At 69.4% G+C, this 25,740-nt stretch carries 20 protein-coding genes and 2 pseudogenes; 7 read left to right on the top strand and 15 right to left on the bottom strand.

The window, feature by feature from the left end; genetic code table 11:
* Positions 1–101: 101 nt before the first annotated feature.
* Positions 102–1,538 (top strand): amidase, encoded by a 1,437-nt coding sequence (locus tag OG972_RS08500; protein ID WP_266979737.1) that lies wholly within the window; start codon positions 102–104, stop codon positions 1,536–1,538.
* 11 nt (positions 1,539–1,549) lie between these two features.
* Here OG972_RS08500 and OG972_RS08495 read toward each other — a convergent pair whose 3' ends face one another.
* Entirely contained in the window at positions 1,550–2,359 is an 810-nt protein-coding gene (locus OG972_RS08495; protein ID WP_266979735.1) for a class I SAM-dependent methyltransferase, read from the bottom strand.
* Positions 2,356–3,339 (bottom strand): carboxymuconolactone decarboxylase family protein, encoded by a 984-nt coding sequence (locus OG972_RS08490; RefSeq protein WP_266979733.1) that lies wholly within the window; start codon positions 3,337–3,339, stop codon positions 2,356–2,358. The genes OG972_RS08495 and OG972_RS08490 overlap by 4 nt, the downstream gene beginning before the upstream one ends.
* Before the next feature lie 168 nt (positions 3,340–3,507).
* On the opposite strand from OG972_RS08490, the gene OG972_RS08485 reads away from it, so the two are divergent.
* Both OG972_RS08485 and OG972_RS08480 read left to right on the top strand, forming a co-directional pair.
* Complete coding sequence (locus tag OG972_RS08485; protein ID WP_266979731.1) at positions 3,508–4,647, top strand: sensor histidine kinase; 1,140 nt, start codon at positions 3,508–3,510, stop codon at positions 4,645–4,647.
* Positions 4,644–5,327, top strand: a complete 684-nt coding sequence (locus OG972_RS08480; RefSeq protein ID WP_266979729.1) for a response regulator transcription factor — start codon at positions 4,644–4,646, stop codon at positions 5,325–5,327. The genes OG972_RS08485 and OG972_RS08480 overlap by 4 nt, the downstream gene beginning before the upstream one ends.
* 24 nt (positions 5,328–5,351) lie before the next feature.
* Here the strand turns inward: OG972_RS08480 and OG972_RS08475 are convergent, their stop codons facing one another.
* Positions 5,352–6,266, bottom strand: a complete 915-nt coding sequence (locus OG972_RS08475) for a LysR family transcriptional regulator (RefSeq protein ID WP_266979727.1) — start codon at positions 6,264–6,266, stop codon at positions 5,352–5,354.
* 197 nt (positions 6,267–6,463) lie between these two features.
* Here OG972_RS08475 and phnA point away from each other — a divergent pair, with 197 nt between their 5' ends.
* From phnA to OG972_RS08455, 4 genes are all read left to right on the top strand, one after another.
* Positions 6,464–7,720: a phosphonoacetate hydrolase gene (gene phnA / locus OG972_RS08470; RefSeq protein ID WP_266979725.1), complete on the top strand. Its 1,257-nt coding sequence runs from the start codon at positions 6,464–6,466 to the stop codon at positions 7,718–7,720.
* Between the two features lie 148 nt (positions 7,721–7,868).
* Positions 7,869–9,224: an MFS transporter gene (locus tag OG972_RS08465; protein ID WP_266979723.1), complete on the top strand. Its 1,356-nt coding sequence runs from the start codon at positions 7,869–7,871 to the stop codon at positions 9,222–9,224.
* 103 nt (positions 9,225–9,327) lie between these two features.
* Complete coding sequence (locus OG972_RS08460) at positions 9,328–10,461, top strand: TIGR03364 family FAD-dependent oxidoreductase (protein WP_266979721.1); 1,134 nt, start codon at positions 9,328–9,330, stop codon at positions 10,459–10,461.
* A gap of 402 nt (positions 10,462–10,863) precedes the next feature.
* Positions 10,864–12,987, top strand: coding sequence for a transposase (locus tag OG972_RS08455; protein WP_266979719.1), 2,124 nt, complete (start codon positions 10,864–10,866; stop codon positions 12,985–12,987).
* 33 nt (positions 12,988–13,020) lie between these two features.
* Here OG972_RS08455 and OG972_RS08450 read toward each other — a convergent pair whose 3' ends face one another.
* The 12 genes and pseudogenes from OG972_RS08450 to OG972_RS08395 form a co-directional block, all read right to left on the bottom strand.
* Positions 13,021–14,472 (bottom strand): aldehyde dehydrogenase, encoded by a 1,452-nt coding sequence (locus OG972_RS08450; protein ID WP_266979717.1) that lies wholly within the window; start codon positions 14,470–14,472, stop codon positions 13,021–13,023.
* A gap of 143 nt (positions 14,473–14,615) precedes the next feature.
* A pseudogene (locus tag OG972_RS08445) lies at positions 14,616–15,137 on the bottom strand (biotin/lipoate A/B protein ligase family protein); the annotation flags it as partial.
* A gap of 95 nt (positions 15,138–15,232) precedes the next feature.
* The gene (locus OG972_RS08440) at positions 15,233–16,297 is read right to left on the bottom strand and encodes a biotin/lipoate A/B protein ligase family protein (RefSeq protein WP_266979715.1); all 1,065 of its coding nucleotides are present in this window, start codon (positions 16,295–16,297) and stop codon (positions 15,233–15,235) included.
* Between the two features lie 456 nt (positions 16,298–16,753).
* Positions 16,754–16,999 (bottom strand): annotated as a pseudogene (locus tag OG972_RS08435) (TrmO family methyltransferase); the annotation flags it as partial.
* Between the two features lie 9 nt (positions 17,000–17,008).
* Positions 17,009–17,482: a helix-turn-helix transcriptional regulator gene (locus tag OG972_RS08430; protein ID WP_266979713.1), complete on the bottom strand. Its 474-nt coding sequence runs from the start codon at positions 17,480–17,482 to the stop codon at positions 17,009–17,011.
* Between the two features lie 73 nt (positions 17,483–17,555).
* The gene (locus OG972_RS08425; protein WP_323135857.1) at positions 17,556–17,744 is read right to left on the bottom strand and encodes a hypothetical protein; all 189 of its coding nucleotides are present in this window, start codon (positions 17,742–17,744) and stop codon (positions 17,556–17,558) included.
* Positions 17,745–18,103: 359 nt separating this feature from the next.
* Positions 18,104–18,910, bottom strand: a complete 807-nt coding sequence (locus tag OG972_RS08420; protein WP_266979711.1) for a carbohydrate ABC transporter permease — start codon at positions 18,908–18,910, stop codon at positions 18,104–18,106.
* A gap of 125 nt (positions 18,911–19,035) precedes the next feature.
* Positions 19,036–20,058, bottom strand: a complete 1,023-nt coding sequence (locus OG972_RS08415) for an ABC transporter ATP-binding protein (protein WP_266979709.1) — start codon at positions 20,056–20,058, stop codon at positions 19,036–19,038.
* Positions 20,059–20,060: 2 nt separating this feature from the next.
* Positions 20,061–20,822 carry a carbohydrate ABC transporter permease gene (locus tag OG972_RS08410; RefSeq protein ID WP_266979707.1) on the bottom strand — a complete coding sequence of 254 codons (762 nt, stop codon included), beginning with the start codon at positions 20,820–20,822 and terminating at the stop codon, positions 20,061–20,063.
* Positions 20,823–20,911: 89 nt separating this feature from the next.
* Positions 20,912–21,337 (bottom strand): hypothetical protein, encoded by a 426-nt coding sequence (locus OG972_RS08405; RefSeq protein ID WP_266979705.1) that lies wholly within the window; start codon positions 21,335–21,337, stop codon positions 20,912–20,914.
* A 14-nt stretch (positions 21,338–21,351) separates the two neighbouring features.
* Positions 21,352–22,623: a sugar ABC transporter substrate-binding protein gene (locus OG972_RS08400; protein ID WP_266979703.1), complete on the bottom strand. Its 1,272-nt coding sequence runs from the start codon at positions 22,621–22,623 to the stop codon at positions 21,352–21,354.
* A gap of 119 nt (positions 22,624–22,742) precedes the next feature.
* Entirely contained in the window at positions 22,743–25,562 is a 2,820-nt protein-coding gene (locus tag OG972_RS08395) for a sialidase family protein (protein WP_266979701.1), read from the bottom strand.
* Positions 25,563–25,740 lie beyond the last annotated feature (178 nt).

Below are 25,740 nucleotides of genomic sequence, written 5' to 3'. Positions count from 1 at the left end.
TGAGTGGACCGGCCGCTACTCGTTACCCTCCAGTAAGTTCGCTTGGGCGGACAGATTCGGAAGGCGCGGGCACGCGCCGAAATCCGGGAGGCGTACAGCCCATGTCCTCAGCAGAGTTCACGGAGTCGACCGGACTGGCGGACAGCGCACGCGAGCTGGCCGACGGCCGGACCACCTCGACCCAGCAGGTGTCCGCCGCCCTCGAACGCATCGAAGCGAGCCAGAGCGCTCTCAACGCCTTCCGGCACCTTCGTGCCACCGAAGCGCTCGCCGAGGCCGCCGAAGCCGACCGGCGCCTCGCCGCGGGGGAGCGGCTGCCCCTGCTCGGGGTGCCGGTCGCCGTCAAGGACGACACCGATGTCGCCGGGATGCCCACCTACTTCGGCTGCCGTGGCGACCTGCCCGCGGCCACCGCCGACAGCGAGGTCGTCCGCCGACTGCGCGCCGCGGGGGCCGTGATCGTCGGGAAGACCAACTCCTGCGAGCTCGGGCAGTGGCCCTTCACCGAAGGACCCGCCTTCGGTGCCACCCGCAACCCCTGGAACACCGGCCACACTCCCGGCGGCTCGTCCGGCGGTTCGGCCGCGGCCGTGGCCGCCGGGCTGGTACCCGCCGCGCTCGGCTCGGACGGCGCCGGGTCCATCCGTATCCCCGCTGCCTGGACCCATCTCGTCGGCATCAAACCGCAGCGCGGCCGGATCTCCGTCCACCCGCACCACGACGCCTTCCAGGGCCTCACCGTCAACGGACCGCTGGCCCGCACCGTCGCCGATGCCGCCCTGCTGCTCGACGCGGTCGCCGGGCCACACCCCGACGACCTGCACCGGCCCCCGCCCGTCGCGGCCTCCGCCGCCGCGGGCCGCGACCCCGGCCGGCTGCGGATCGCCCTCGCCTGGCGGCCCCCGCTCACCCTCACCGGTACCGCCCCCCACCCCGACGTACGACGGGCCGTCACCGCACTCGCCGAGGCGCTCGCCCGGCTCGGCCATCAGGTCGAGGAGGCCAGGCCCCGTTACGGGCTGATCGGTCTGGGCTTCGTCCCCCGTGCCACGGCCGGAATCGCCGAACTTGCCGCGCTCCACCCCGAACCCGCCCTCCTCGACCCGCGCACCCGCAGCGCCCTGCGCACCGGCACCCGGCTCGGGGGCAGGGTGGTGCGGGCGGCCCGGGCCCGGGAGGTGCGCCAGCAGCACAGGATCGGTGCGCTCTTCCACACGCCCCGGGTGGGAGCCCGGTTCGACGTACTGCTCACCCCGACGACCGCCGCGCCCCCACCCCGGATCGGCACATTCGACGGCCTGAGCGCCTGGCGCACCGATGTGGCGATCACCGAGGCGTGTCCGTACGCCTGGCCGTGGAACGTGCTGGGCTGGCCCGGCATCAATGTCCCGGCCGGGTTCACCCGCGACGGGCTCCCCGTCGGCGCCCAGCTGCTCGGACCCTCCCGCAGCGAGGAGCTGCTGATCTCCCTCGCCGCCCAGCTGGAGGCCGATCAGCGCTGGTACGAGCACCGGCCGCCTGCCCCCGCGGGCTCCTGACGCACCGCCGGTCAGAGCGGGCGGCGGGCGCCGACCACCCACACCCCCGCCCGAAGCAGTACGCCCTCCGCCGTCTCGTACGGCAGCAGGCTGTCCGTCATCGAGGCCCGGGTGGCGTCGGAGACGGTGAGACCCGGCGTACGCGAGACGAAGAAGTCCACCGCGTCCGCAGCGTCGCGCCCCCAGCAGGTCGTGGTCGTCACGGGGGCGATGCCGATCTCCTCGAAGCCCGCCGCGCCCAGCACCTTCCGGACGCGCTCCGGGTCCGAGAGCGAGGCCATGGCCACCGCCACCGCGTTCTCCACCGGCTGCTCCTGTCCCAGCAGGGAAGCCAGCAGCCCGAGCGCCTCGCGCTCCTCGCTGTCCGGCAGCGGGGGCTGCGGGCAGATGAACGCCAGCCGGCCGCCGGGGCGCAGGGCGCGCGCGATATTGGTGAACGCCGCGATGTGGTCGGCGAAGAACATCACGCCGCCCCGGCTGATCGCCACGTCATAGCCTCCCGGCTCGAACGGGTGGACCTGTGCGTCCCCCAACTCGTAGGAGACGGAGGGGAATTCCTGGGGGTCGGTGAGAGCCCTGGCGCGTTCGATGAGCGGCACGGAGACGTCGACGCCGGTGACCCGGCCCCGCGGGGCGCGCCGGGCGGCGATCCGGGTCGAGGGCCCGCTGCCGCAGCCGATGTCGACGACCCGGTCCTCCGCGCCGATCGCCGCGGCGTCGAACAGCGGCTCGTCGAAGCGGGCCAGCATGGTGTTGTAGCGATCGGGATGGTCGGCCCAGTGCAGGCCGATCGGTCCGTTCCACGCGTCGGTGACAGTCATGCGTGCTCCTCGGTCCTTGCGGTCAGGGTGGCCTCGATGCGCTCGACGGCGCAGATCGCGCCGAACGCGATCAGATGAACCAGGCAGTGATCGGTGAACGGCGGCGCCAGCCAGGCCGCCACGTCCTCGTCCGTGATCCGGTACGGGGCACGCGCCGCGAGCAGCGCGAGCCGTGCGCCCGGCCGCTCCGCCCGGGCCGGCAGTTCCTCGCCGTGCAGGGGAAGCGGTGCGACGCCGTCCCAGGCCGCCACCGACGCCCGGACCAACGCCGCGTCCTCGTCGCTGAGCAGCCCCGCACCCAGGTGCGCCGCCGCGCGCAGCGCGCCGAACGCGGTGCCGATCGGCGTGTCCGCCGCCCACACGGGCGCCGCCCCCTCGGTCTCCAGCAGGGCCAGACTCTCGCCGGGAACCAGTTCGCGGCGGACCGTACGGGCCAGCGAGCGGCCCGCCACGCTCCGTACCAGGCGATACTTCTCGGCGCCCCCGGGCAGCATCTCCTCGGTCAGCAGGGACGACACGATCCGGTTGATGAAGTGGAAGGCGAGCGCCGTCCCGATGTACTCCGGTGCCTCCCCGGACGGGAACGGCTGCGGCGTGCTCATGTCCTTGTCCCACGCCAGCAGTTGACGGTTTCGGGAGTCCTCGGGCTGTTCGCCGCGGGCGATCCTCTCGGCCAGGGCGTGGTCGCCGGTGGCATGCAGGAGCACGGTGTGCGCGGTGACGCAGAACGGGCACCGGTTGGCGAGCGACACCCCGGCCGCCACCACCTCCTTTCCGGTGCGCGACGCCTGCCCGGCCAGCAGGGACTCCCGCATGACGGCCCAGGTGCTGGCCAGCAGCGGCGGCGCGGCGGACAGGACGACAAAGGTCGTGGCGCGGTCGATACCGAAGTCGGTGGCCAGCTGTGCGTAGACATCGGCGACCACTCCGGTCGCCGCTTCAGGCGGTTCGGGTGAGGTGTAGCGAAAGGGTCCGGTCATGGCGACGATGCTCACCCGTCGGACGGTGCCCGGTCGTCGTACGGCCGAAGGCAGTTGAGGATGGTCCCGGCCGACCGATGGTGGCCGTGACTACTGCCCCGGGAGTAGTGCGGAGTCCGTCCCGCGGGATGATGACCACGCCGTTGTACGGGAGTTAGGGTGCGGCTCATGCAGGCGGACATCGACCGGCGGACTCACCTGCTGGACACCGCACTCGCCGTCGCGATCGGCGCGGCGGTTCTCGCCGCGGCCTACGCCGCCTCGGGGCCGGACACCCTCGACCTGCTGCTTGTCGCAGTCGGTAGCCTGGCTCTCGCCGGGCACCGGCAGGCGCCGCGCGCCGTGCTCGCCGTCACCACCGTCTCCATGCTGGGGTACGTCGTGCACGAGCACCCCGGAACCTGGGCGGCGTTCCCCGTGCTGGCCGCCGTGCATGCGGCGGCGCGCAGCGGACACCGCGTGTGGGGCATCGCCGCGGGCGCCCTCTTCCTCGCCGGGTACTTCATGGTTCTGATCGTCGCCGCACCCAGCGCGCAGGACACCGTCGAGCGGACCGTGCTGCTGCTCGGCTGGTTCCTCTGCGCCGGCGTCACCGGACTCATCGACAAGAACTGGCAGGCGTATCTCCGCCAGACCGAGCAGCGGGCGCTCGACGCCGAACGCAGCCGCGACGAGACGGCGCTGCGCCGCGCCGGGGAGGAGCGGCTGCGGATCGCCCGGGAGTTGCACGACTCGCTGACCCACTCCATCTCGATCGTCAAGCTTCAGGCGGGAGTTGCCGTTCACCTGGCCCGCAAACGCGGCAGTGAGGTGGAGCCCGCGCTGCTCGCGATCCAGGAGGCGAGCGGCGAAGCGATGCGGGAGCTGCGCGCGACCCTGGAGGTACTGCGCACCGATGTGGTGGAGCCGGGCACGGGGCTGGACCGTATCGACGAGCTGGCCGAGCGGGCCCGTACCGCGGGCATCGCACTGTCCGTCACCGTCACCGGCGTCGAACGCACCCTGCCGTCGGACGTCGACCGGGCCGCCTACCGCATCGTGCAGGAATCACTCACCAATGTGGCCCGGCACGCCGACCGCGCCCGGACGACCGTCGAAATCGTCTACGGAGAGCACGTGTTGACCGTGAGCGTCGACGATCAGGGTCCCTGCGCCCCCGGCGATTCCGTCACCGCGGGCACCGGCCTCACCGGCATGGGCGAGCGTGTCAGGGCCCTCGGTGGCACCCTCGCCGCCGCACCACGCCCGGCCGGCGGCTTCTCCGTACGCGCCGAACTGCCCCTGCGGACAACGGGAACCGCTGTATGAACCACCAGGACACGATCCGGGTGCTGATCGTCGACGACCAGGCCCTGATGCGCGCCGGATTCCGCGCCCTGCTGGACGCCGAGGACGGCATCGAAGTGATCGGCGAGGCAGCCGACGGCCGTCAGGGAGTCGAACTCGCCCGCCACCACACCCCGGACGTCGCCCTCGTCGATGTACAGATGCCCGTGATGGGCGGCATCGAGGCCACCCGCGAGATCGCCGCCGACCCGCTGCTGGCCGGTGTCCACGTCGTCATCCTCACCAACTACGGGCTCGACGAGTACGTCTTCGACGCGCTGCGCGCCGGGGCCGCCGGGTTCCTTCTCAAGGACACCGAGCCCGCCGAACTCCTCCAGGCCATCCGCGTCGCGGCCCGCGGCGACGCGCTGCTGTCGCCCGCCATCACCCGCCGCCTGATCGGCGAGTTCGTCTCCCGGCCGCCCGACCGGGCCACGGCCCCCGGCTTCGAGACACTGACCCGCCGCGAGCGCGAGGTGAGCGCGCTGGCCGCACGTGGGCTGACCAACGAGGAGATCGCCGCGCACATGGTGATCAGCCCGTTCACCGCAAAGACCCATGTCAGCCGGGCGATGACGAAGCTGGGCGCCCGGGACCGGGCCCAACTCGTCGTCTTCGCCTACGAGTCGGGTCTCGTCGTGCCGCGGGACCCGCTTCCCTGAGAGCCTGTCGGGGCCACGACGGAATCATCGGCCCGGAAGCTCCTGCGGCCAGCGGCCGATCTCACGGAACAGTCCCATGAACGCACGCTCCGCCGGGGACAGCACCCGGTCGCGCCGTCGCACCAGACTGATGGGGCGGGACCGGGGCTGCGGAGTCACCGGAAGGACGGCGAGCGATCCGGCGCTCACATCGTCCACCACGGCGTGTTCCGAGATCAGGGACACCCCGAGCCCCGCTGCCACGCACTGCTTGACGGCCTCGGGACCCCAGATGTCTCCGTGCGGAACCTCCGTCAACTCCCACTCCGCCAGGACCTGTTCCTGCAGCTCCCGGGTCTGGGATCCGGGCTCCCGCAGCAGGAACCGCGACTCCGAGAGGTCCTGCGGCCGGACCTCGCCCGCGTCCGCCAGCGGATGGCCGGGCGCGGCGATCAGCACCAGCCGCTCGTCGAGAACGGTCTCCGGCACCAGCTGCGCGGCCGTCGGCGCGCCCGCCACCACCGCGATCCCGATGGCACCCGACAACAACCGCTCCAGCACAGCCTCGTTGTTGCCGACGAAAATGTCGCACTCGATGCCCGGATGCCGCTCCTGGTACCGGGCGAGCAGCGGCGGCAGCAGGTACGTGCCGACCGTCGTCGTGCCGCCCACCAGCAGCCGCCCGGACGTCAGCCCGCTCACCTGCTGCACGGCGGCGACCGCCTCGTCGGCGAGGAGGAAGACCCGCCGGCCGTACTCGGCGAGCACCTCGCCCTCGGCCGTCGGCCTGATCCTGGCCCCCGACCGGTCGATCAGCGTGACGCGCAAGGACTGTTCGAACCGGCGCACCTGATTGGAGACCGACGGCTGGCTCATGTACAGCTTGTGCGCGGCCGCCGAGAATCCCTGGTGCTCGACCACCTGCATAAAGATCCACAACCGGTGGAGGTTGAGTTCCACACGCCTCCCTAAGTTGATCGTCGGCGCGGAGCCTAGCCCCGATCCGGCCTGGTGGGGAGAGGGTGCGGCAGGGCGGATGCGGCTATGACGGCTATAGCAATCCCGGTGGTTCTGCCCGCCCCGCGCCGGGTGCTACCCATGAGCTGTGAGGCGGCAACCACCGCCTCGGTACTTCGACCTCAGGGGTGGATCCGTACATGAAGGAATCTGTTGCCGAGCAGTTCGAGGTCAACGGGCGCGGCTACGCCTGGCCCCGGCGGCCCGTCGTCGTGGTCTGCATCGACGGCAGTGAGGACGCCTACCACGAGCGGGCGATCGCGGACGGCAGGATGCCCTTCCTCGAACGGATGCTGGAACGGGGCAGCGATCTGCGGGCCGACTGCACCATGCCGTCCTTCACCAATCCCAACAACATCTCCATCGCCACGGGTGCGCCGCCCGCTGTGCACGGCATCTGCGGCAACTACTTCTACGACACCACGTCCGGCACCGAGATCATGATGAATGCCCCGGAGCTGCTCCGGGTGCCGACCCTGTTCGCCGCGTTCTCGCAGGCAGGTGCCAAGGTCGCGGTCATCACCGCCAAGGACAAGCTGCGCCGGCTGCTCGGCCGCGACCTCACCGACGGCATCTGCTTCTCCGCCGAGAAGGCCGACCAGGTGACCGACGAGTCCCACGGGATCAGCAAGGTCCTCGAACGCGTCGGCATGGAACTGCCCTCGGTCTACAGCGCCGAACTCAGCGAGCTCGTCATGGCCGCGGGCACCGACATCCTGGCCAAGGACCGCCCCGACCTGATGTATCTCTCCCTGACGGACTACATCCAGCACAAGCATGCGCCGGGATCACCCGTCGCCAACGACTTCTACGCCATGCTCGACAGCTACTTCGAGCAGATCGACGCACTCGGAGCGGTCCTCGTCATCACCGCCGATCACGGCATGAACGCCAAGAGCGACGCCGACGGCACGGCCCAGGTCGTCTTCCTCCAGGACCTGCTCGACAGCCGGCTCGGCGCCGGAGCCGCCCGCGTCATCCTGCCCATCACCGACCCGTACACCGTCCACCACGGGGCGCTCGGTTCGTACGCCACCGTGCACCTGCCGGACGGCACGGACCGGGCCGGTCTGCTCGCCGAACTCGCCGCCCTGGAGGGCGTGGACACCGTCCTCACCCGCGAGGAGGCCTGCGAGCGCTTCGAACTCCCCGGCGACCGCATCGGCGACCTCGTCGTCATCGCCACCCGCAACACGGCGCTCGGCACCACGCCCGCCCGACACGACATCTCCGGCTTCAAGGAGCCGCTGCGCTCGCACGGCGGTCTCACCGAACAACGCGTGCCGTTCCTCGTGAACGCGCCGACCGGCCCGCTCCCCGACGGACACCGGCTGCGCAACTTCGACGCCTACTGGGTCGGCAACGCCCTGGCCGCCGGACGGCCGCTCACCTCCTGACCGTGCCGCCGCACCACCCCAAGGACCCGGCCCCGGCGCGCTGCCGAGGCACGCGCCGGGGCCGCGCCCTGCCTTTGTCATGCCTGCGGACCGCCCCCACCGAACCGCTCATCTCCCCAACCACGCACATCGAGGACAGGACCCCGCCATGGCCGACCTCGTACCACAGAACCAAGGAGCACCCGTCACCACCCGCGACGCACTGGACCGGATGTCACCGCTCCTGCAGAGCGCACGCGCCGCCCGCTGGCGTAGGCAGATCTTCGCGATCACCTGGATCGCCTACGCAGGCTTCTACTTCGTACGGCAGGCATTCTCCGTCGCGAAACTGGGCATCCTCGACGATCCCGCCGTCAACACCGTGCTCACCGAGCGTGCGCTGGGCGTCATCGACGCCGTCTACCTCGCGGCCTACGCGGCCGGGCAGTTCCTGTGGGGCATGTGGGCCGACCGGTTCGGCCCCCGCGTCGTCGTCATCGGCGGCATGATCGGGGCCGTCGCCGCCGCCTGCATCATGGGCGTGAGCAGCGCACTCCTGGTGTTCGGCGGTGCGATGGTCCTGCAGGGACTGTCGCAGTCGGCCGGGTGGGCGCCGCTCTGCAAGAACATGGGCAACTTCTTCACCGTGGCCGAACGCGGCCGGATCCTGGGGCTGTGGTCCACCAACTACGCGTTCGGGGGCCTGGCCGCACCGCCGTTCCTCGGCTGGGTCGCGTACTCGGTCTTCGACAGCTGGCACGCGGCGTTCCTGGCCGGCGCGGCCACACTCGCCGCGGTGCTGCTGCTCTTCGTGCTCTTCCAGCGCAACGCGCCGCAGGACGTCGGTCTGGTCGAGCCCACCGAGGAGACGGACCCCGAATCCGGCACCACGCCCGAATCCATCCCGATCGAGCCCTCCCTCACCGGTCTCGCCCTCTACCGGGAGACGCTGCGCGACCGCATGGTGCTCACACTGGGACTCTCGTACTTCCTGCTCAAGCCCGCGCGGTACGCCATCCTGCTCTGGGGACCGGTGATCGTCAGCCGTCGGCTGCCCGAGATCGACAAGGTCGGCGCCACCCTCATCCCCGTCGCCTTCGGGGCCGCGGGCATCCTCGCCCCGATTCTCGTCGGCTGGGTCTCCGACCGGCTCTTCCAGTCCCGACGGGCACCCGCCTGCGTCATCGCGCTCGGTGTACTGACCGCCGCGCTCGCTCTGTTCATGCCGCTCACCGCCGCCGGCAGCGCCGAGGTGATGATCGCGGTGCTTGCGGTGATCGGTCTCTCCGTTTATGCGGCCGACGCCATGATCTCGTGCGTCGCAGCGGTCGACTTCGGCAGTGCCAAGGGCGCGGGGACGGCCGCCGGACTGGTCAACGGCTGCGGTTCGATCGGTGCGATCCTCGGCGGGCTGCTGCCGGGATTCCTCTCCGGCGGCGTCCTGTTCACCGGCTTCGCCGGGGCCGCGCTGCTCGCCGGGCTGCTGATGCTGCCCCACTGGAACCGGCTTCCGCGCACCGCGTGAGCACGCCACGGGCCGTACGCCGTCGGCCGGCATGCCGCCGCCGAACCCCGTACGCCACCGGACCGCGCACCCTCATTCCGTACGCCTTGAGAAGGGGATCACCATGACTGTGAACCGAGCCGACACCGCTGTCGTCGGCGGCGGAATCGTCGGCCTCGCCCACGCGCTGGCCGCCGCCCGCCGCGGCGACCGAGTCGTCCTGTTCGAGCGCGACGACTACGCCGTGGGCGCCTCCATCCGGAACTTCGGCATGATCTGGTCCATCGGCCAGCAGCGCGGCGCGACGTACGAGCGGGCACTGCGCAGCCGTGAGATCTGGCTGGAGACCGCCGCGAAGACCGGCCTGTGGGCCGCCGAGACCGGATCACTGCACCTGGCCCACCACCCCGACGAGGTGGACGTGCTCGAAGAGTTTCTCGCGACCACGCCGCCCGCCCGGGAACGGGGCGTCAGGATGATCACGCCGCGGGAGACGCTGGAGCGCTCCGGCACGACCCGCGCCGACGGGCTCCTCGCCGCGATGTGGAGCCCGACCGAGCTCAACGTCGACCCGCGCCGGGCCATCCCGGCACTCGCCTCGTATCTGGTCGCCGAGTACGGCGTCGACATCAGATTCGGGGCGACGGTCCGGGGCATCAATCTGCCGACCGTGGAGACGACCGACGGCGACTGGTCGGTCGACCGGGCCTACGTCTGCAGCGGCAACGACTTCGAGACCCTGTACCCCGACGTCTTCGCCGAGAGCGGCCTGGTGCGCTGCAAGCTCCAGATGATGCGGACGGGCCCCCAGCCGGACGGCTGGGACCTCGGCCCGATGCTCTGCGGCGGGCTGACCCTGCTGCACTACGCGGCGTTCGACGACTGTACGTCCAAGGCCCGGCTCGCCGAGCGGATGGGACTCGAACTTCCCTTCCACCGGGAGAACGGCATTCATGTGCTGCTCTCCCAGACGGCCGACGGCCGTCTGACGATCGGTGACAGCCACGCGTACGCCAAGACGCTCGACCCGTTCGAGGACGAGGCGATCAACCAGGCGGTCCTCGACTACCTCGATACGTTCGCCGCGCTGCCCGACCCGCGGATCACCGAGCGCTGGGTGGGCTACTACCCGTCGCTGCGGGACGGCCGGACCGAACTGGTCGTCGAGCCGGAACCGGGCGTCACCGTGGTCAACGGGGTCGGCGGGGCGGGGATGACGCTCTCGTTCGGACTGGCGGAGGACATCATCAGCACGTGACGTCACGTCGATGCCCCTCATCTGCCGGGCAGATGAGGGGCATCGGCATGTTCCGGGCCGTGCGGAGGGTCTTCAACTGTTGGGGGTTTGGCTTAAGCAGGCTGGTTGATGCTGCTTCGCGTTATTGGGACGGTTCCTCGGACTCTCCCACCCGTTTCCTCCTTCCTGGTAACGGTTTCCGCTGTTGTTGCGAGGGGGGTTCCTCCTTCTCTGCGTCGTGGGACGTCGACGATCTTGGTTTCCCCGTGCATTGCGGTGCCCCGGGGTGCGGAGGGCTCGGGCGGATCGACGGGACACGGTAAGGCCGTGTCCTTGTGTGAGGGTCGTTCGTTAGTCCGATCAAAGCGCCGGGGGTGGCCGCTTCGGGGGACTGACCGGGATCGTGCGGAAAAGGAAGGGGGGATGGGTGTGGCCAAGTTGATGGCGACGGCCACCTGTACCGCCTTCCGTGGTGTCCTGGAGAGCAGCGGTGAGCGGGTCGGGCAGGGCTTGCTGTTCGAACGGGTGGGGTTTTGGGCCCGGTTGAGCCAGGAGCTGACCGGTGCTCTGGTGGCTTCCCGGTGGGACGAGGACTCCCTGGACGTGCTGGCCGCCGGGGTCGACGAGCGGGGCGAAGACCTGCCGTCCAAGGGATGGATGGCGATACGCCGCCTGAACTGGCCGCAGGAGATGCGGCCCCCGGCCGGGGTGTATGTGTCGGACCGGGTGCGGCGGGGTGCCGAGGAGTACGCGGCCCGGACTCTGCGCCTGGCCCTGCACCGTCGCACCATCGTGACCGCGATCCTGGCCACCTGGCCCACCGATCCGAGGCGGCGCACCGAGGCGGAGTGGGCGGCGCTGCGGAAGCTGCTGCCCGCCGGCGTGAGCGGTGCCGAAATCCGCAACCGCACCCGCCAGATCCGTGCGTACGTGGCCGAGCACGGGTACCGGCCCGCCGGATTGTGCGTGCTGGAGGGACCGCCGCAGGTCGGCGAGTTGGTGCTCCTTGCCGCGATGGACCGCCAGCAGGTCACCCTGGCCAGGGTGGACGAGACCACCGCCCGTTTGCGTCTCAAGCTTCCGCTGTGTGCGGCTCCCGCCTCGGGCCGTGACGGGGCCTGGCACGTGATCGACATCCGCCTGCCCGGCACCGTCGGGGTGGACTCGGTGCTGCACACCCCCACCCTGCGCCCCACCCGGGCCGGAAGGATCGCGGTGGGCCTGCCGCACTCCCGGCCCGCCCCGGCCACCAAAGCGAGCGGGCATACCGTGGCACTCGGCTTCGACTGGGGTGTGGGCACCCTGCTCACCGGCACGCTCGGCCGCCTGACCGGCAAAGGACAGACCCGGCGGGTTCTCACCGACGGGCGGCCCCTGATCTTCGACGCCACCACCATCAGCGCCACCCTGCACCGGCTGCGCGGCGTCCGCGAGCACCTCGCCGCCAAGCGCGATCACCACCGGGCCCTCGCGGACGGCCTCGGCTCCCCGCACCTTCGCTGGGGCGAACACCTCGATCGGGCCCGGGTGCTGGAGGTCGAGCACGGGCGGGTGTGTGCCCGGATCCGGCACCTGAACGACGCACTGGCCCGGTCGGCGGCCCGCTGGGCCGTCGACCAGGCGGCAGCGCTCGGCGCGAGCGTCATCTACCTCGAAGACCTCGCCACCCTCGAAGCCCGAGGCCACCGACGTGGCAATGCCCGCCTGTCGGGGCAGGTGCGCGGCACGGTGGCCCAGGCGATGCGGCACCTGGCCGCGAAGGCGGGCATCGTAGTGGTCATCGTCCCGGCCCGGGGCACCTCCAAACTGTGCCCCGGCTGCCTCGGTAACCTCACCCACCGCCCGGCCCCCGACCGGCTCGGTGAGCGAGCCTGGAAATGGGCACACTGCGCCGGGTGCGGGCTGTCCATGGACCGCGACCATGCCGCCGCCCGCCGGATCGTCTCCCGCGGCCTGCTCGCCCAAACCCACACCACCACCGAGCGTGCCACCCACACCCGGACCATCCGCACCACCGTGGACGGCACCGTGACCCTGGTGCGGCGCCCGAAGAAGACCACCCGCCGCATGCGCCGCCAACGCCAAGCGGAGCAGGCCCCGCCCCGGCCGGACGGAACCAACATCACCCCGGGCAAGGGGCGCCCCACCCCCAGCAGGCCCACCGGTCCCCGGCACCGAGGCGCCCCGCGCGCCGCCGCAGAGCAGGCCCCGGGCCCGAAGACTTCCCGCCGTATGCCCGACGCGCGTACGGTCCCCGCCACCACCCCCACCGGGATGGTCCAGCGTCCGGCGGGGCATGACACCACGACACCCACCCCCACCGGGCCGGTGCCAGGTCATGGAGTACCCGCCCATGTACGGCCGGAGGAAGACCTTCCTCCACCCGGACGCACGCGGCTCTCACGCAGAACCTGTCGACGACGCACCCGCGCCGCCGAGCGGACCGGCTTCCACCACCTGCACGCCACCCAAGTCCACCCCCTCACCCCGAGGTTCGGACCCCACAACGGTGACCGCACACGGCCACGCCGCGCCCGAAAAGCCTGAAAACCACAGGCACACACAGAGTTCTAGAGACGCTCAGTAGGCGATGCAGGCCGAGTGCCACTCGGTGTAGAAGTCCCACACTTCGGGGGAGCACTCCGGCGGCCCGTACTGGGAGGCCTTCGAACCGACATGCGGCAGATGGGCGTAGGCCCCGACACCGGGACGGTTCACATGGAGCATCCCCGCCTCGAACCGGTCGATCGCCTCGAACGCCCGCGACTGGGACGCGGTGAAGATGGTCCCCGACATCCCGTACTTCACTGAGTTGGCTATCGTCATGGCCTCGTCGAACCCGTCAGCGTCGACGACGGCCAGCACTGGTCCGAACACCTCCTCCTGGGCCAGCTCGCTGTCCCACGGCACATCACGGATGACGGTCGGCTGTACGTAGCAGCCCTCGGGCAGGTCGTCACGCCGCTCCCGCCCGCCTCCGCACAGCACCTTGCCACCGTCGCGCTGCGCGCCGGCGACGGCTGCCAACGCCGCTTCCGTGCGTGCGGTGTTGACCACCGGGCAGATCCGGGAAGCGGGATCGTCCCCGGGCCCCACCCGCAGCCCCGCGACCTGCCCGACGAGCCGGTCGAGGAACTCCTCCCGTACCTGTACGTCGACCACCACCCGGCTCGTCGCCGAGCAGCGCTGCCCCGCCTGACCGAAGGCTCCGTGCACCACGGCGTCCACGGCCTTGGCGAGATCGGCGTCGTCGCACACGATCAGCGCGTTCTTGCCGCCGAGTTCGAGCTGGGTGCGGAGCAGCCGATGCGCACCACCGGCGTGGATGGCGGTGCCGACCGGCAGCGATCCGGTGAAACTGATGCCCGCGACAGCAGGGTTGGCGACCAGTGCCTCGCCCGCCGCCACATCGCCCTGGACCAGATTCAGCACCCCGCCGGGGAGCCCCGCCTGCTGGAATATATCCACCAGGAGCGCCGAGGTCAGCGGGGTGAGCGGGGACGGCTTGAGCACCGCCGTGCAGCCGGACAGCAGCGCGGGTGCCACCTTCCACATCGGGATCGCGAGGGGGAAGTTCCACGGCGACACCAGCCCCACGACCCCGATGGGCTTCCTGAAGGTGTACGCAAAGGTGCGCTCCTCCTCCGCGGGGGCAGTCACCCCACCGAGCAGTCGCGCCTGACCGGCGGTGAATTCCAGCACGGCCCGCGCCCGGTTCACTTCGCCGCGCGCCTCGCTCAGCAGCTTGCCCTGTTCGCGGGTGATCACGGCGGCGACCTCCGCGGCCCGCTCGCCGAGGATGCGGCCGGCCGCGGTCAGATACGCGGCCCGTTCGATCGGGCCACGGCCGCGCCAGGACGGAAGTGCGGCGGCGGCCGCGTCGACCGCCTGGTCGACGTCGACACCGCCGGATTCGGTGAACTCACCGATCACATCGGCGAAATCGGCAGGATTGACGTTCTCCCGGACCTGCCCCGACTCCGCGGGGACCCACTGTCCGTCGATGAAGTTGAGCCGAAGGTGCTGTGACATGCCCTCCCCTTCATTTGGACCCACCGGCAGCAGTGCCGGACCAGGTCAGGCTGGCGCAGGAGAAGGGCTGTCACAATGCACGATTGGCGAATGCCCCCGATAGCCGCGACCTATCGGGGGGTCCGGAGCGGCGGGGCGGAGCCCTACGGCACGCGTGCGGTCCACTCCTCGGTCCCGAACTTCGTCGCCACGAGCTCCTCGGCCCTCGCCATCTCCTCGTCCGTCACGTTCCCCCGGGTGAGACCGTGCCGGGTCCGGAAGGAGTCGATCATCCGCTCGATGACGGCTTCGCGCGTCAGACCGGTCTGCCGCCGCAGCGGGTCGACGCGCTTCTTGGCGCTCCTGGTGCCCTTGTCGGAGAGTTTCTCCTTGCCGATCCGGAGCACGTCGAGCATCTTGTCGGCGTCGATGTCGTACGACATGGTCACGTGGTGCAGCACGGCGCCCTCTCCGCCGACCACTCGCTTCTGCGCCGCGCCCGCGATCTTCCCGGCGTCCGTGGCGATGTCGTTGAGCGGCTGGTACCAGGCCTTGATGCCCATGTCGCCGAGCGCCTCGAGCACCCAGTCGTCCAGATAGGCGTAACTGTCGGCGAAGGAGAGGCCGGAGACCAGAGACTCGGGGACGGAGAGCGAGTACGTGATGGTGTTGCCCGGTTCCACGAAGGTCGGACGGGGAAGACACTACGAGCCGGCGTGATCATGGGCAAGGGCCTACTCGCCCTGCTGGGTGCCACGCGGCACCCGGCAGGGCGCGGCGTTTACGGCACGCGCGCGGTCCACTCTTCGGTGGCGAACTTCGTCCGCACCAGTTCCTCCGCGCGGGCCATCTCTTCCGCCGTGACTTCGCCGGTGGTCAGCCCGTAGCGGTTGCGGAAGGAGGCGATCATGTTCTCGATGACCTGCTCCCGCGCGAGGCCCGTCTGCCGGCGGAGCGGGTCGACGCGCTTCTTGGCGCTCTTGGTCCCCTTATCGGACATCTTCTCCTTGTCGATGCGGAGCACCTCGAGCATCTTGTCGGCGTCGATGTCGTAGGACATCGTCACGTGATGGAGGACGGCTCCAGGGCCGCCATCAGGGCCGACCATGCGCTTCTGGGCGGCACCGGCAATCTTGCCGGCCTCGGTGGCGATGTCGTTCAGGGGCTGGTACCAGGCCTTGATCCCCATGTCGCCGAGTGCGCCCAGCACCCAGTCGTCGAGGTAGGCGTAGCTGTCTGCGAAGGAGAGGCCCGAGACCAGGGACTCCGGCACGGACAGGGAGTACGTGATCGTACTCATCGGCTCTACGAACATGGCCCCACCACCAGAAACACGGCGAACCACGGTCATCCCGTGCTTCGCGGCCCCTTCGGGGTCCACCTCGTTCCGCAGGGACTGGAAGCTGCCGATCACCACAGAAGGCGAGGCCCACTCCCATACCCGTAGAGTCGGGGCTCGTCGCCCAGCGGCCACCTCGGCGGTGATCACCTCGTCCAACGCCATGTGCAGGGCCGGTGCCTGCGGCTCCACGTGCACCAGCTGCCAGTCGTAGTCGCTCCACTCGGTCGCGTGGGCCAGAGCACGCCGGACGGCGATGCCGACGCCCTCCGCGGTCAGCCCGAGCATCACGGTCGACTCCGGCAGCGCCGCCGTGATCCGGGCGGCCAGCCCTGCAGCGTCCGTCGATGAGAGTGCACCCTCAAGGGCTGTGTTGATCGAGAAGATCGCTTCGTCCGGCTCCAGGAAGAAGTCCCCGGCGACTCGCACGTTGCGCAGGACACCTTCCTCGACATCCAGATCTACGACGACCAGCTTGCCGCCGGGCACCTTGTACGAGCCATGCACGGCTTCGTTCCCTTCCAGTGCGCGGCGTGTGTCCTGAGCCTGTTGCTTTGACATTCGGACAGATGCGCACATGTTTCGGATTGCACTTTAATGCTCGCCCGTAGCGAGCGGATACGCAGCCCCAAGGGCACTGGAGGGGTGGAAGGGATGCCGACCTGTTGTCCCGGCTGTCTCCTTGTGGGGGAACAGAACCCGGCGTACAGCCCGACTCGTCTGCCGCCACCTGCGGCTTTTCCTTCGAAAGGGCCTCTGACCTGCGTCGGAGGCCCTTTCTGAGCTTTCAGGGGCTTGCCGCGTTAGGCGGCGAAAAGTCCCTCAGGAATCCCTCGGACAGTGCTGAAAGTCCCTGAAAAGTCCCTGGGCGGAGAGGCCAGGAGCAGCCCTGGCCTCAAGGTGCTTGTGCTGGCGGTGCGGCATTGTTAGAGCTCAGCTGAAGACCAGAACTCTGGCCCGACGTTAGAGTTCTTCGCCGCCCGCTGGACGCTCGCTCGTGTCCGCCCAGTAGCACGGATCGAGCATTTCGCCGGGCCAGGCTGGCTGACGAACAGGACCGCGCGGCCCCATCTGCTCGAAGTAGGGCGCCAGGTCGATCACGGGAGTGCCGTCTACGGCATCGAGGTCGGTGACCAGGAGGTCCCTGCCGTCCACGTCGAGCAGACGCGGGTAACTGATCGCGAGCCGGTTTGGCCTGCGGTGATTGCGGGGGAATTCTCATCCACGCACAGGCACGGCGATGAGCACTCCAGAGGCCATGTCGACGAGCGAATCGTCAACTACCCCGTAGCGCCATCCCAGAGTGACCAAGTGGGGGTCGTTGGCCGCGTCTACGCGGCGCCGCAAGATTCTGATCCGGTCGCGGGCGGTATCCCGGGAGATCCGGCAGACGTCAGCTACGAGCTGTGCTGACGCTCCGGATGCGACGAGCCGCCACGTTTGGATTTCCGTGTCGGTGAACTCGCCGTCGAAGGCTTCACGCTCCGGCCGGGAAAGCTGCTCGGTGAGGTAGGCGGCGTGTACGAGGGCGGCGCGTCCGCTCACTCCGAGTTTCCGACTGATGCTGATCAGCTGCACGCTGACCGTGCCGGGCGCGATCGCCAGTTCGTCGGCGGTCTCGTCCGTGTTGCTCCCTTCGGCGATCTTGGAGAGGACTCGGCCTTGAGCTCGGGTGAGGGGCAACGGTGTCATGCGGGGTTGTGCGGGCACCGGAATCAGCCATCCCTTCGTTGTTCACGTGCGAGGCAGGTCGGTACGGGGCGGATCAGGCGCCTGACGGGTCCTTCTGAAGATGGACGGGCAGATGCCGCAGACCGTTGGCGATGAAGGACTCGACGGGCTGGAGGGCACCGGCGGGGTCGGCAAGTGCGAGGTCGGGGAATCGCTCGAACAGAGCGGGAAGCGCGATGCGGGCTTCGAGGTGGGCAAGGGGCGCGCCGATGCAGAGGTGCACGCCGTGGCCGAAGGCAGGGTCTGTAAAGTTAACGGCTCTGTCGCACATCCGGTGGTGACGGACGGTGATGATGGCGGTGGATGGACCCACCGATCAAGGAGTCGCAGGTCCGCACGTTGCAGCGATCGCTGTGTGGAGTCGGCCGACGGGCACGGTGCCCGCCGATGTGAGCAGGCGTGCCGAGACGGCAGTCCCCACGGCAGCGCCGTCTGCTCGTGAAACATCGAGGTCAGGGCGTCGATCGCATGCCCTGCAACTGGCGGCGGCGGATACTCACACTCCGTTACCACCGGATGTGCGACAGAGCCGATTACGGGACAGAGCCGTTGACCGTACAGACCCACGTCACATCCTCACTGTCAGAGCAGCTCGAGAAGGCGCGTACGGTGAAGAACGATCAGCTGAGCGGCCGCGACGGCGGCAGCGGTGATCAGCAGCGTGATCGAGAGGGTGCTGGCATACCCGAGCTCGCCGTACAGGAATGCGCGGCGGTAGACGTAGAGCGGTGCCACCAGTGTCGCGGAGTGCGGTTCGCCGGCTGTGATCAGCAGGGCCGGGATGAACGTGGTGTGCAGGAGGAGGACGACGTCCCGCAGTGCGAGCAATGTAAGGATCGGTGCCATCAGCGGCAGCGTGATGCGTCTGAAGGTGAAGATGCGTCCCGCGCCTTCCATGGCGGCGGCTTCGTGCAGGGAGCCTGGCAGGAGGCGGCGGGCTGCGAGGGCGACGAGGAAACCCTCGCCCATCTGGAGGGAGGCGACGAGCGCGAGTCCGCCTTGTGCGGCAGCGGGGTCGGTGAACCAGCCGGGTGAGGGGAGGCCGAATGCTTCGAGGGTGAGAGGTAGCGGCCCGTAGAGAGGGTTGAGCAGCCAGAGCCACAGGAGAGCCCATGCGGCGTCAGGAATGATGGACGGCAGGAATACTGCGGTGCGGGCGGCGCTGTTCATGCTGCTGCGGCGGTGGAGTAGGAGCGCGCAGCCGATGGCGAGTGCGGTTCGCAGGGGTATGGCTATGGCTGCGATCTTGGCCGAGTTGGCGAGAGAGTGCCAGAAGGTTTCGTCGGTGGCGAGTCGGTGCCAGTTGTCGAGGCCGGTGAATGAGGGGGCGCCGAAGCCGTAGTAGTCGGTGAAGGCGAGCCATGCCGAGCCGATGAGTGGGATGCCCACCAGAAGGGCTGTGGCGGCGAGCCATGGTAGGGCCAGTGCTGTCGGCCGATGTCTGAGTGAGGGTGTGCGCGCCCTGTCCCATCTGCGGTGAGGGGTGGGCCGAGTGGGTTGGCAGTGTTGTTCGTTCATGCGGTGCGCGGTCCTTCGGCCGAAGCGAAGTGGTGTTCGTCGGCGTTGCTCCAGGTGATGCCGGTCTCGCTTCCGGGCCGGGGCACACCGTCCGAGGACGGCACCCTGACCAGAATGCGCGTGGTGTCGGGGCACACGACGTGAAGGACCGTCTCTTCGCCGCTTGGCTCCACGGCGGCGATGCGTCCCGTCAGATGCCCGTGTCCCGCATGTGCCAGGTGTGTGCGCTCAGGTCGGATGCCGGTCACCGGACCGTTCTCGCGGCCCAGCGCTTCGGGTGGCAGCAGGTTCATCGGCAGAGTTCCGATGAAGCGTGCGATGAATGCCGTGCTTGGGCGCGAGTAGAGCTCGTCAGGTGTGCCCACCTGCTCGATGCGGCCTGCTCGGACGACGGCGATACGGTCGCCCAGAGCAAGTGCCTCGGTCTGGTCATGGGTGACGTAAAGCATCGACACTCCCAGGCGGCGCTGGAGTTCGCGGATTTCGGCGCGCGTGCGCAGTCGCAGGTCGGGGTCGAGGCTGGCGAGAGGTTCGTCGAGGAGGAAGGCCTTGGGTCGGCGGATCATGGCCCGGGCGAGTGCTACGCGTTGGCGTTCTCCGCCTGACAGTTCGCGGGGGTACCGGGCCAGAGCTGCGGTGAGGCCGAGCATGGTTGCGGCCTGGGCGACGTCGGTGGTGATCTGGGTCTTGGGCACGCCTCGGGCGCGCTGGCCGAAGGCGATGTTCTCGGCGACGGTGAGGTGGGGGAAGAGTGCGTAGTCCTGGAAGACCAGTGAAATGTCTCGATCGCCCGGTGCGGCCGTCGTGACGTCGCGTCCGCCGATCTCGATTCGGCCGGCGTCGAGTGCCTCGAGTCCGGCGGTTGCTCTGAGCAGAGTGCTCTTTCCGGAACCTGACGGTCCTACGACCACCATGAGCTCGCCCCTGGCCACGTGCAGATCGACCTCGGTCAGGGCGGCGATGGGCTGCTTACGGCGTGAACGGTAGGCCTTGTGCGCACCGTGGATTGCGATGCCCATGGTCATGTCTCCAAGTCGCGGCGGGGGGCGAGCGCTCGTTGTGCGGCGAGGAAGGCGAGCGCGGCGGGGGCGGTGGCCATGACGGCTGCTGCCATGTAGAGCGGATGCAGTGTCGGCTCGAGTGCGGAGAGGGCGCGCAGGCCGAGTGCGAGCGGCCAGTCGTCCTCCGTGGTGAGCAGGATGAGCGGGTCGATGAAGTTCCCCCAGTAGGCGGCGAAGGCGAGCGCCGCCACGGCGAACATGGTCGGCCGGGCGAGTGGGAATGCGACCGACCTCCAGATACGGAACACCGATGCCTGTTCGACTGCCGCGACCTCATACAGGGACCGTGGGATGCGGTGGTAGGCGAATGCGAAGAGCAGCACGTAGAACGGTGTGGTTCCCATGACCGCGGGCAGCGCGACGACGAGGGCGTGGTCGGTCAGCCCCAGCTGCTCCAGCATCACCTTGCGCGGCACCCACATGGCGGACGCGGGCATGCTGAGCACCACCAGCGCGATGCCGATCAGCAGGCGTCGTACGGCGGGGCGCGCCATGGCGATCGCGAACCCGGCCCAGGAGGCGACAAGTACGGTGACCGGTACCGCGGTTGACACGACAAGGACCGAGTTCAGCAGCTGTTGGCCGAGCGGGATCAGCCCGGCAGCGGTCTCGTAGTTCCCCGACCAGAGCACGTCCGGCAGGAGTTCGAGCCCGCCAGGAGGCGGCAGTCCGGGCTTGCGCAGCGAGCCGACGGCCATGATGGCCAGCGGGAAGGAGAACACGACCCCGACCATGCAGGCTGCCAGGGCCCGTCCTGCCGTGCTGCCACGAAGTCGGGCTCGTCGTCGTACACGCGCCTCCTGATGCACTGTCATTTCGGGGGCTCCGGTAGTTCCACGATCGCGATGACCTGGCCGCACGACCCCTCGCTCATGCCGACGAACCCTTGGCCGTGGGGCGTTTTGACGAAGATCTCCGCGTCGATACCGTCATTCTGCGAGCTGAGGACGGTGAAGCCGGCCTGGTCCGCCAGCTTGTGCACGTGTCCGAAGGCCTCCCGGATCGATTCCCGGGTGGAGATCACCATAGAGGTGAAGTCGTGCTGCTTGCGGACGGTGGTGACCACGCCGAGGTCGCCGACCTTGAACCCGGACGGTAGGTCCGAGATATTGGCTGCCGGGCTGGGAACCGGGCAGATGGCAGCGTCTTCTGCCGAGCCGGGCCCGGATTCGGTGTTTGCCGTGGTAGCGGTGCAGGCCGTCAGCAGGGCTACGCAGGCCCCTGCGGTGATCAGCACTGCCCGAAGCCTTCTCACCGGGTGCCGTCACCGGAGGTGAACAACGGCCGGGTGCGCTCGTCGATCCGCTTGATCACGTCATCCAGGGGTGCGCCGTCGTGGAAGGCGCGGGCCAGTTCCTCGTCGGCTATGTCCTCGATCTCCGGCCAGGTCGCCAGGACCGGGAGGCTCTTGAGATACGGAAGGACGTCGAGGAACGCCTGGGAGTTGGCCGGCTTCTTGACAGGGGCGAGGAAGGCCGACGAGTTGGCGACCTCGCGCAGGGACGGCACCACACGTCCGCTCAGCGAGGTGATCCGCTGGCCGTCCTTCCCGGTGGCGAAGGCGATGAAGCGGGCGGCTTCACTGTGGTGCTTCGACTTGCGGGCGATGCAGTAGGCGTCCGAGTGCAGGACGCCGGCCGGCTTGCGGGTCACCGGCAGGGCGGCAACGTCCCAGTCGAGACCCTGTACTTCGCGCAGGGCCGGGGTTTCCTTACGGGAATCGAGGAACATCGCGAGCTTGCCGGAGGCGAACCGGGCCTGCAGGTCCTGACCCGCGAGCTCGGTTCTGTCCGGTCCTGCACCATCGTTCCGCACAAGCTGCACCAGCGACTCCAGGGCCTGCCGAGCAGCAGGCGTGTTGAGCGTGAGTCGCGTCGGGTGCTGGGGGTCGTCGACGATGTCGCCGCCGTTGCTCCAGACGAACGGAGCAAGGCGAACGATGGAGGGATCCATTCCCAGGCCGTGGACGCCGTCGCCGGTGAGGCGGGTGGCCGCTTCCTTGAACTGCTCGAAGGTCCACCCCGGCTTCGGGGCTTGCACACCCGCCTCGGCGAACAGCGTGCGGTTGTAGTAGACGACCAGGGATGAGAGGTTCTGGGGCATGCACTGCACCTGCCCGTCGTACGTGAACGCGCTGATCGGCTGCTGGTAGTAGTCCGCTGTGTCCACGCCGACGCCGGCCAGGCGGGGGCCGATCGGTTCGATGGCGCCGCGGGCCGCGAACTGGGCGTACTCCCGGTAGTTGATCAGGAAGACATCCGGCGGCTCGCCGCCGGCGAACGCCGTCGACAGGCGGGTGAGGTGATCGGACTTATTCGCGACGGGCACGAGTTGCACCTTCGTCCCGGGATGGCTCAGCTCGTAGGATTTCGCTATCGCGCTGTATCCGGCAGTCTCCTCCGGCTCGCCCGAGACCTGGACACGGATGGTCGTGTCGCCGCCGGTGGCGGGCGTGGAAGTGGTTCCGCAGCCGACCAGAAGGGCAGCGACACCTGCCGCGAGGGCCATTCGACGCTTGATCATCTTTCTCACTTTTTTCTCTGTACGCAGCTGCACATCAGCTAAGCCTTGCCACCTCTAGGAGGTGATGGGGCAGGGCGAGGGGCCGCGGGTGCGGCCCCTCGCGTGGTATTTCCTCGGTGTCATTCGGAGCCGAGATTGAGCCTCCAGGCTCCGAGCCCGTGGGTCGCGGCGTAGAGGATCCGCTTGCCCGGCACGACGGTCAGGCCCGCCACCTCGACGTTGGGTATCCCGGGGGCACTCTTGGTCCACGTCGTGGTCCCGGCCGCGAGCCGCAGCACGCCGAAGTCGGTTGCCGCGTAGAGGTCACCGTTGGCGTCGTCGCGCACCAGGTCATTGGCCGGCAGGTCACCGAAGTCGTACGAGCGGTCCGTCCAGCTGGCCTTGCCGGTCGCCGGGTCGAACCGGACCTCGAACACGTGCCCAGGGGTGGTCGGCGTGACCGAGTCGAAGCCGCTGTAGGAGATCCAGGCGTGGTTTCCGTCAGCGGGGTCGACGTGGATGCTGCTGATGAACCGGTTCGGGGTCACCGCGTCGTCGTCGATCCGGGTCCAGGAGACCGAGGTCGCCGACTCCGCGTCGACGTTGTGGGAGATGAACAGACGGCCGGTGGCCGTCGCCGCCCAGGCGGTGGCGGTGTCGACGGTGGTGCGCTCGACGGCCACCACCCCGCGCCCGGACCGGTCGCCCCAGGAAGTGGAGTTGAGCGGTTCGGACCCGAGTTCGACCCAGTCGCCGCATACCACGGTGCGGTCGCGGGTCCTGGAGTTGCAGAGCCGATTGGCCTCCTCGAGCGTCCGGTCACCGAGCCCGAACGTCTTGGTCCGGTAGACCGAACGTCCCGCGCCGGCGAACATCGTGCCGCTGACCTTCGGGTCGCTGATGACCGGCGGGTAGAACTCGCTCCAGCCCTTCCCGTTGATCGGGTCGCCGGTCCAGATCCAGTCGGAGTTGTTCCCGTTGTTGAAGTTCACCTCCACAGACGCGCTGTTGAAGGTGTGGAAGCGGAACTCCGGCCGGCCGACGTCGAAGCCCGACTGGCCGCCGTCGCCGATCGCGGTGTTCCGCCACAGGTTCGGGCTGCCGTCGGTCTGCCAGGTGCCGTTGTCCTGCGTCCCGCCCTGTAGCACGTTGCTGTTGTGCGGGCTGACCGACAGGCTGATGAACTGCAATGTGGACAGACCCTTGTTGATGCTGCGCAGCTCGGCCGGGATGCGGGAGAGCATCTGCCTGCAGCGGGATTTCGATTTCTCGTCCAGGTTCCGGCGAGGGTCGTCGCACCACGCCGAGCGGTCGACGAACGTGCCGCTGGACCGCATCATGCCGCCGTCGCTGGCCTCGAAGAACTGGAACGGGTTGTTGGGGTTCGTCGCCAGGGCCTGCTGGTCCGGGTGCAGGCCGTTCGGATGCAGCTGGTCGGTGCCGTCGAACGTCATGTCGGTGCCGCTCACCCCGGCGTCGGTGGAGAGCACCAATCCCCGCTTGTTGGCGATCCTGTCGCCGTAGGCGTAGGAACCGCCGACGTAGACCATGTCCGGGTGCCCCTCCGGGGTGTGGACGAAGATGTCGTACCAGCACAGCTGACCGCAGAGGCCGAGCCAGGCGAACCCGGGGTTGGTGACGTCGGAGCTGGTCAGATCGGTGAAGGCCGGGGTGTCGGTGGCCGCGTCATCAGTGCGGAACAGCCGGGAGGCCGGCTGGCTCATGTTGCCCTCGTAGACGTACATCCGGGTCTTGCCGTTCGGCAGCCGGGTCACGTCGAAGGCGGGCCGGGTATAGGCGTTCGCCGCATTGAGCGACGGCTTGATCTGCTTCCAGGTGGTGCCGCCGTCCGGCGACCGCCAGATGCCCCGCGCCCACGAGGCCGCGTACACGATCTCCGGGTCGCTGGGGTCCAGTTCGACGCCCTGGACACCCCCCGGCGAGCAGGCGGTCTGGTTGGCGTACTCGGCTTGGCTGCCGGTGCAGTCCGCGGCGTCGGCCGACCCGTTGTGGACGAAGGTCCAGGTGGCTCCACCATCGGTGGACTTGTAGAGGCCCCACTTGGCCGCGTCGGGCACCGGACGGCTGATCCCGGAGCAGCAGGTGCTCGACATACCGCGGATCGCGGTGGTGGTGCCGACGTAAATCGTCCGGGGGTCACCCCGCTTGACCGCAATCTGGCCGATGCCCTTGCCACCGAGTTCCGCCTGGCCCAGTGGCCCGGTCCAGGTTTCGCCACCGTCGGTGGACTTGTAGATGCCCACGCCGGCCACGCAACCGGAGGAGCAGCCGTTGGCCTCGCCAGTGCCGACGTAGACCGTGTTGCCGGTGGCGTCGTTGCGGTCGATGGTCACCGTACCGGCGGCGTTGATGCCCAGCGGCCCGCCGAGGTACCGCCAGTGCAGCTCGTCGGCGAGCGCGTTGTCGGTCCGCCAGACGCCACCACCGGCGGCCGTGATCCACATCTTGCAGCGACCCGGTACGCAGGTGGGGCTGATCGCTACTGCGGTGGTACGGCCACCCGCGACGTACTCGTTGGGCAGATAGCTGGATGAGTCGCGGTACGGGGCGTACGGGTAGACCGCCTCCTTGGGCCCCACCGTGACCCAGGTGCCCTTCTGTCCCTTGCCCGTCGGGAACGGGCGGCCCTTGGCCGAGCGGTAGGCGGCGCGCGCGCCGTTCAACTGCGCCACGGTGATGGTGTCACCGGGGTAGGCGCGCTGGCGGAATGCGGCTTGCGCGGCGGATCCCGGGTCTTCCTCGCCTTCCTCGCCTTCCTCGCCGGATTCCGAGCCTTCCTCGAGCGGGTCACCAGGGTCGGCTCGGTGCAGCTTGTCCAGATCCTGGCCCAGCGCGACCTGTGCTGCGGTTCCTGACGGATAAGTTGCCACTACACAGGCCAAGATAGCGAGCATCCCGGCCACGAGTGCGGCGAGCAACTGGCGACGTCTGCGCGTCACGTGAATTCCCCTCTGCGTTCGCTGTCGACCGGCGTCCCGGCAGGTCAGCCATCGCCGACCGGGCGAGGATTGCAGAGACGTGTTGATCAGACAATGGGTTACCTGACCCAGTTTTCGCCCGACCGAGCGCGTGGCGCGTACGCGCAACGCCGTTTCGGTTGGGTACGGCGGCTGGTGT

The organism is Streptomyces sp. NBC_01669, assembly GCF_026339735.1.
Classification (GTDB): Bacteria; Actinomycetota; Actinomycetes; order Streptomycetales; family Streptomycetaceae; genus Streptomyces; species Streptomyces yanii.
The sequence above is the reverse complement of the archived record's forward strand: the minus strand, read 5'-3'. Positions and strand labels throughout refer to the sequence as shown.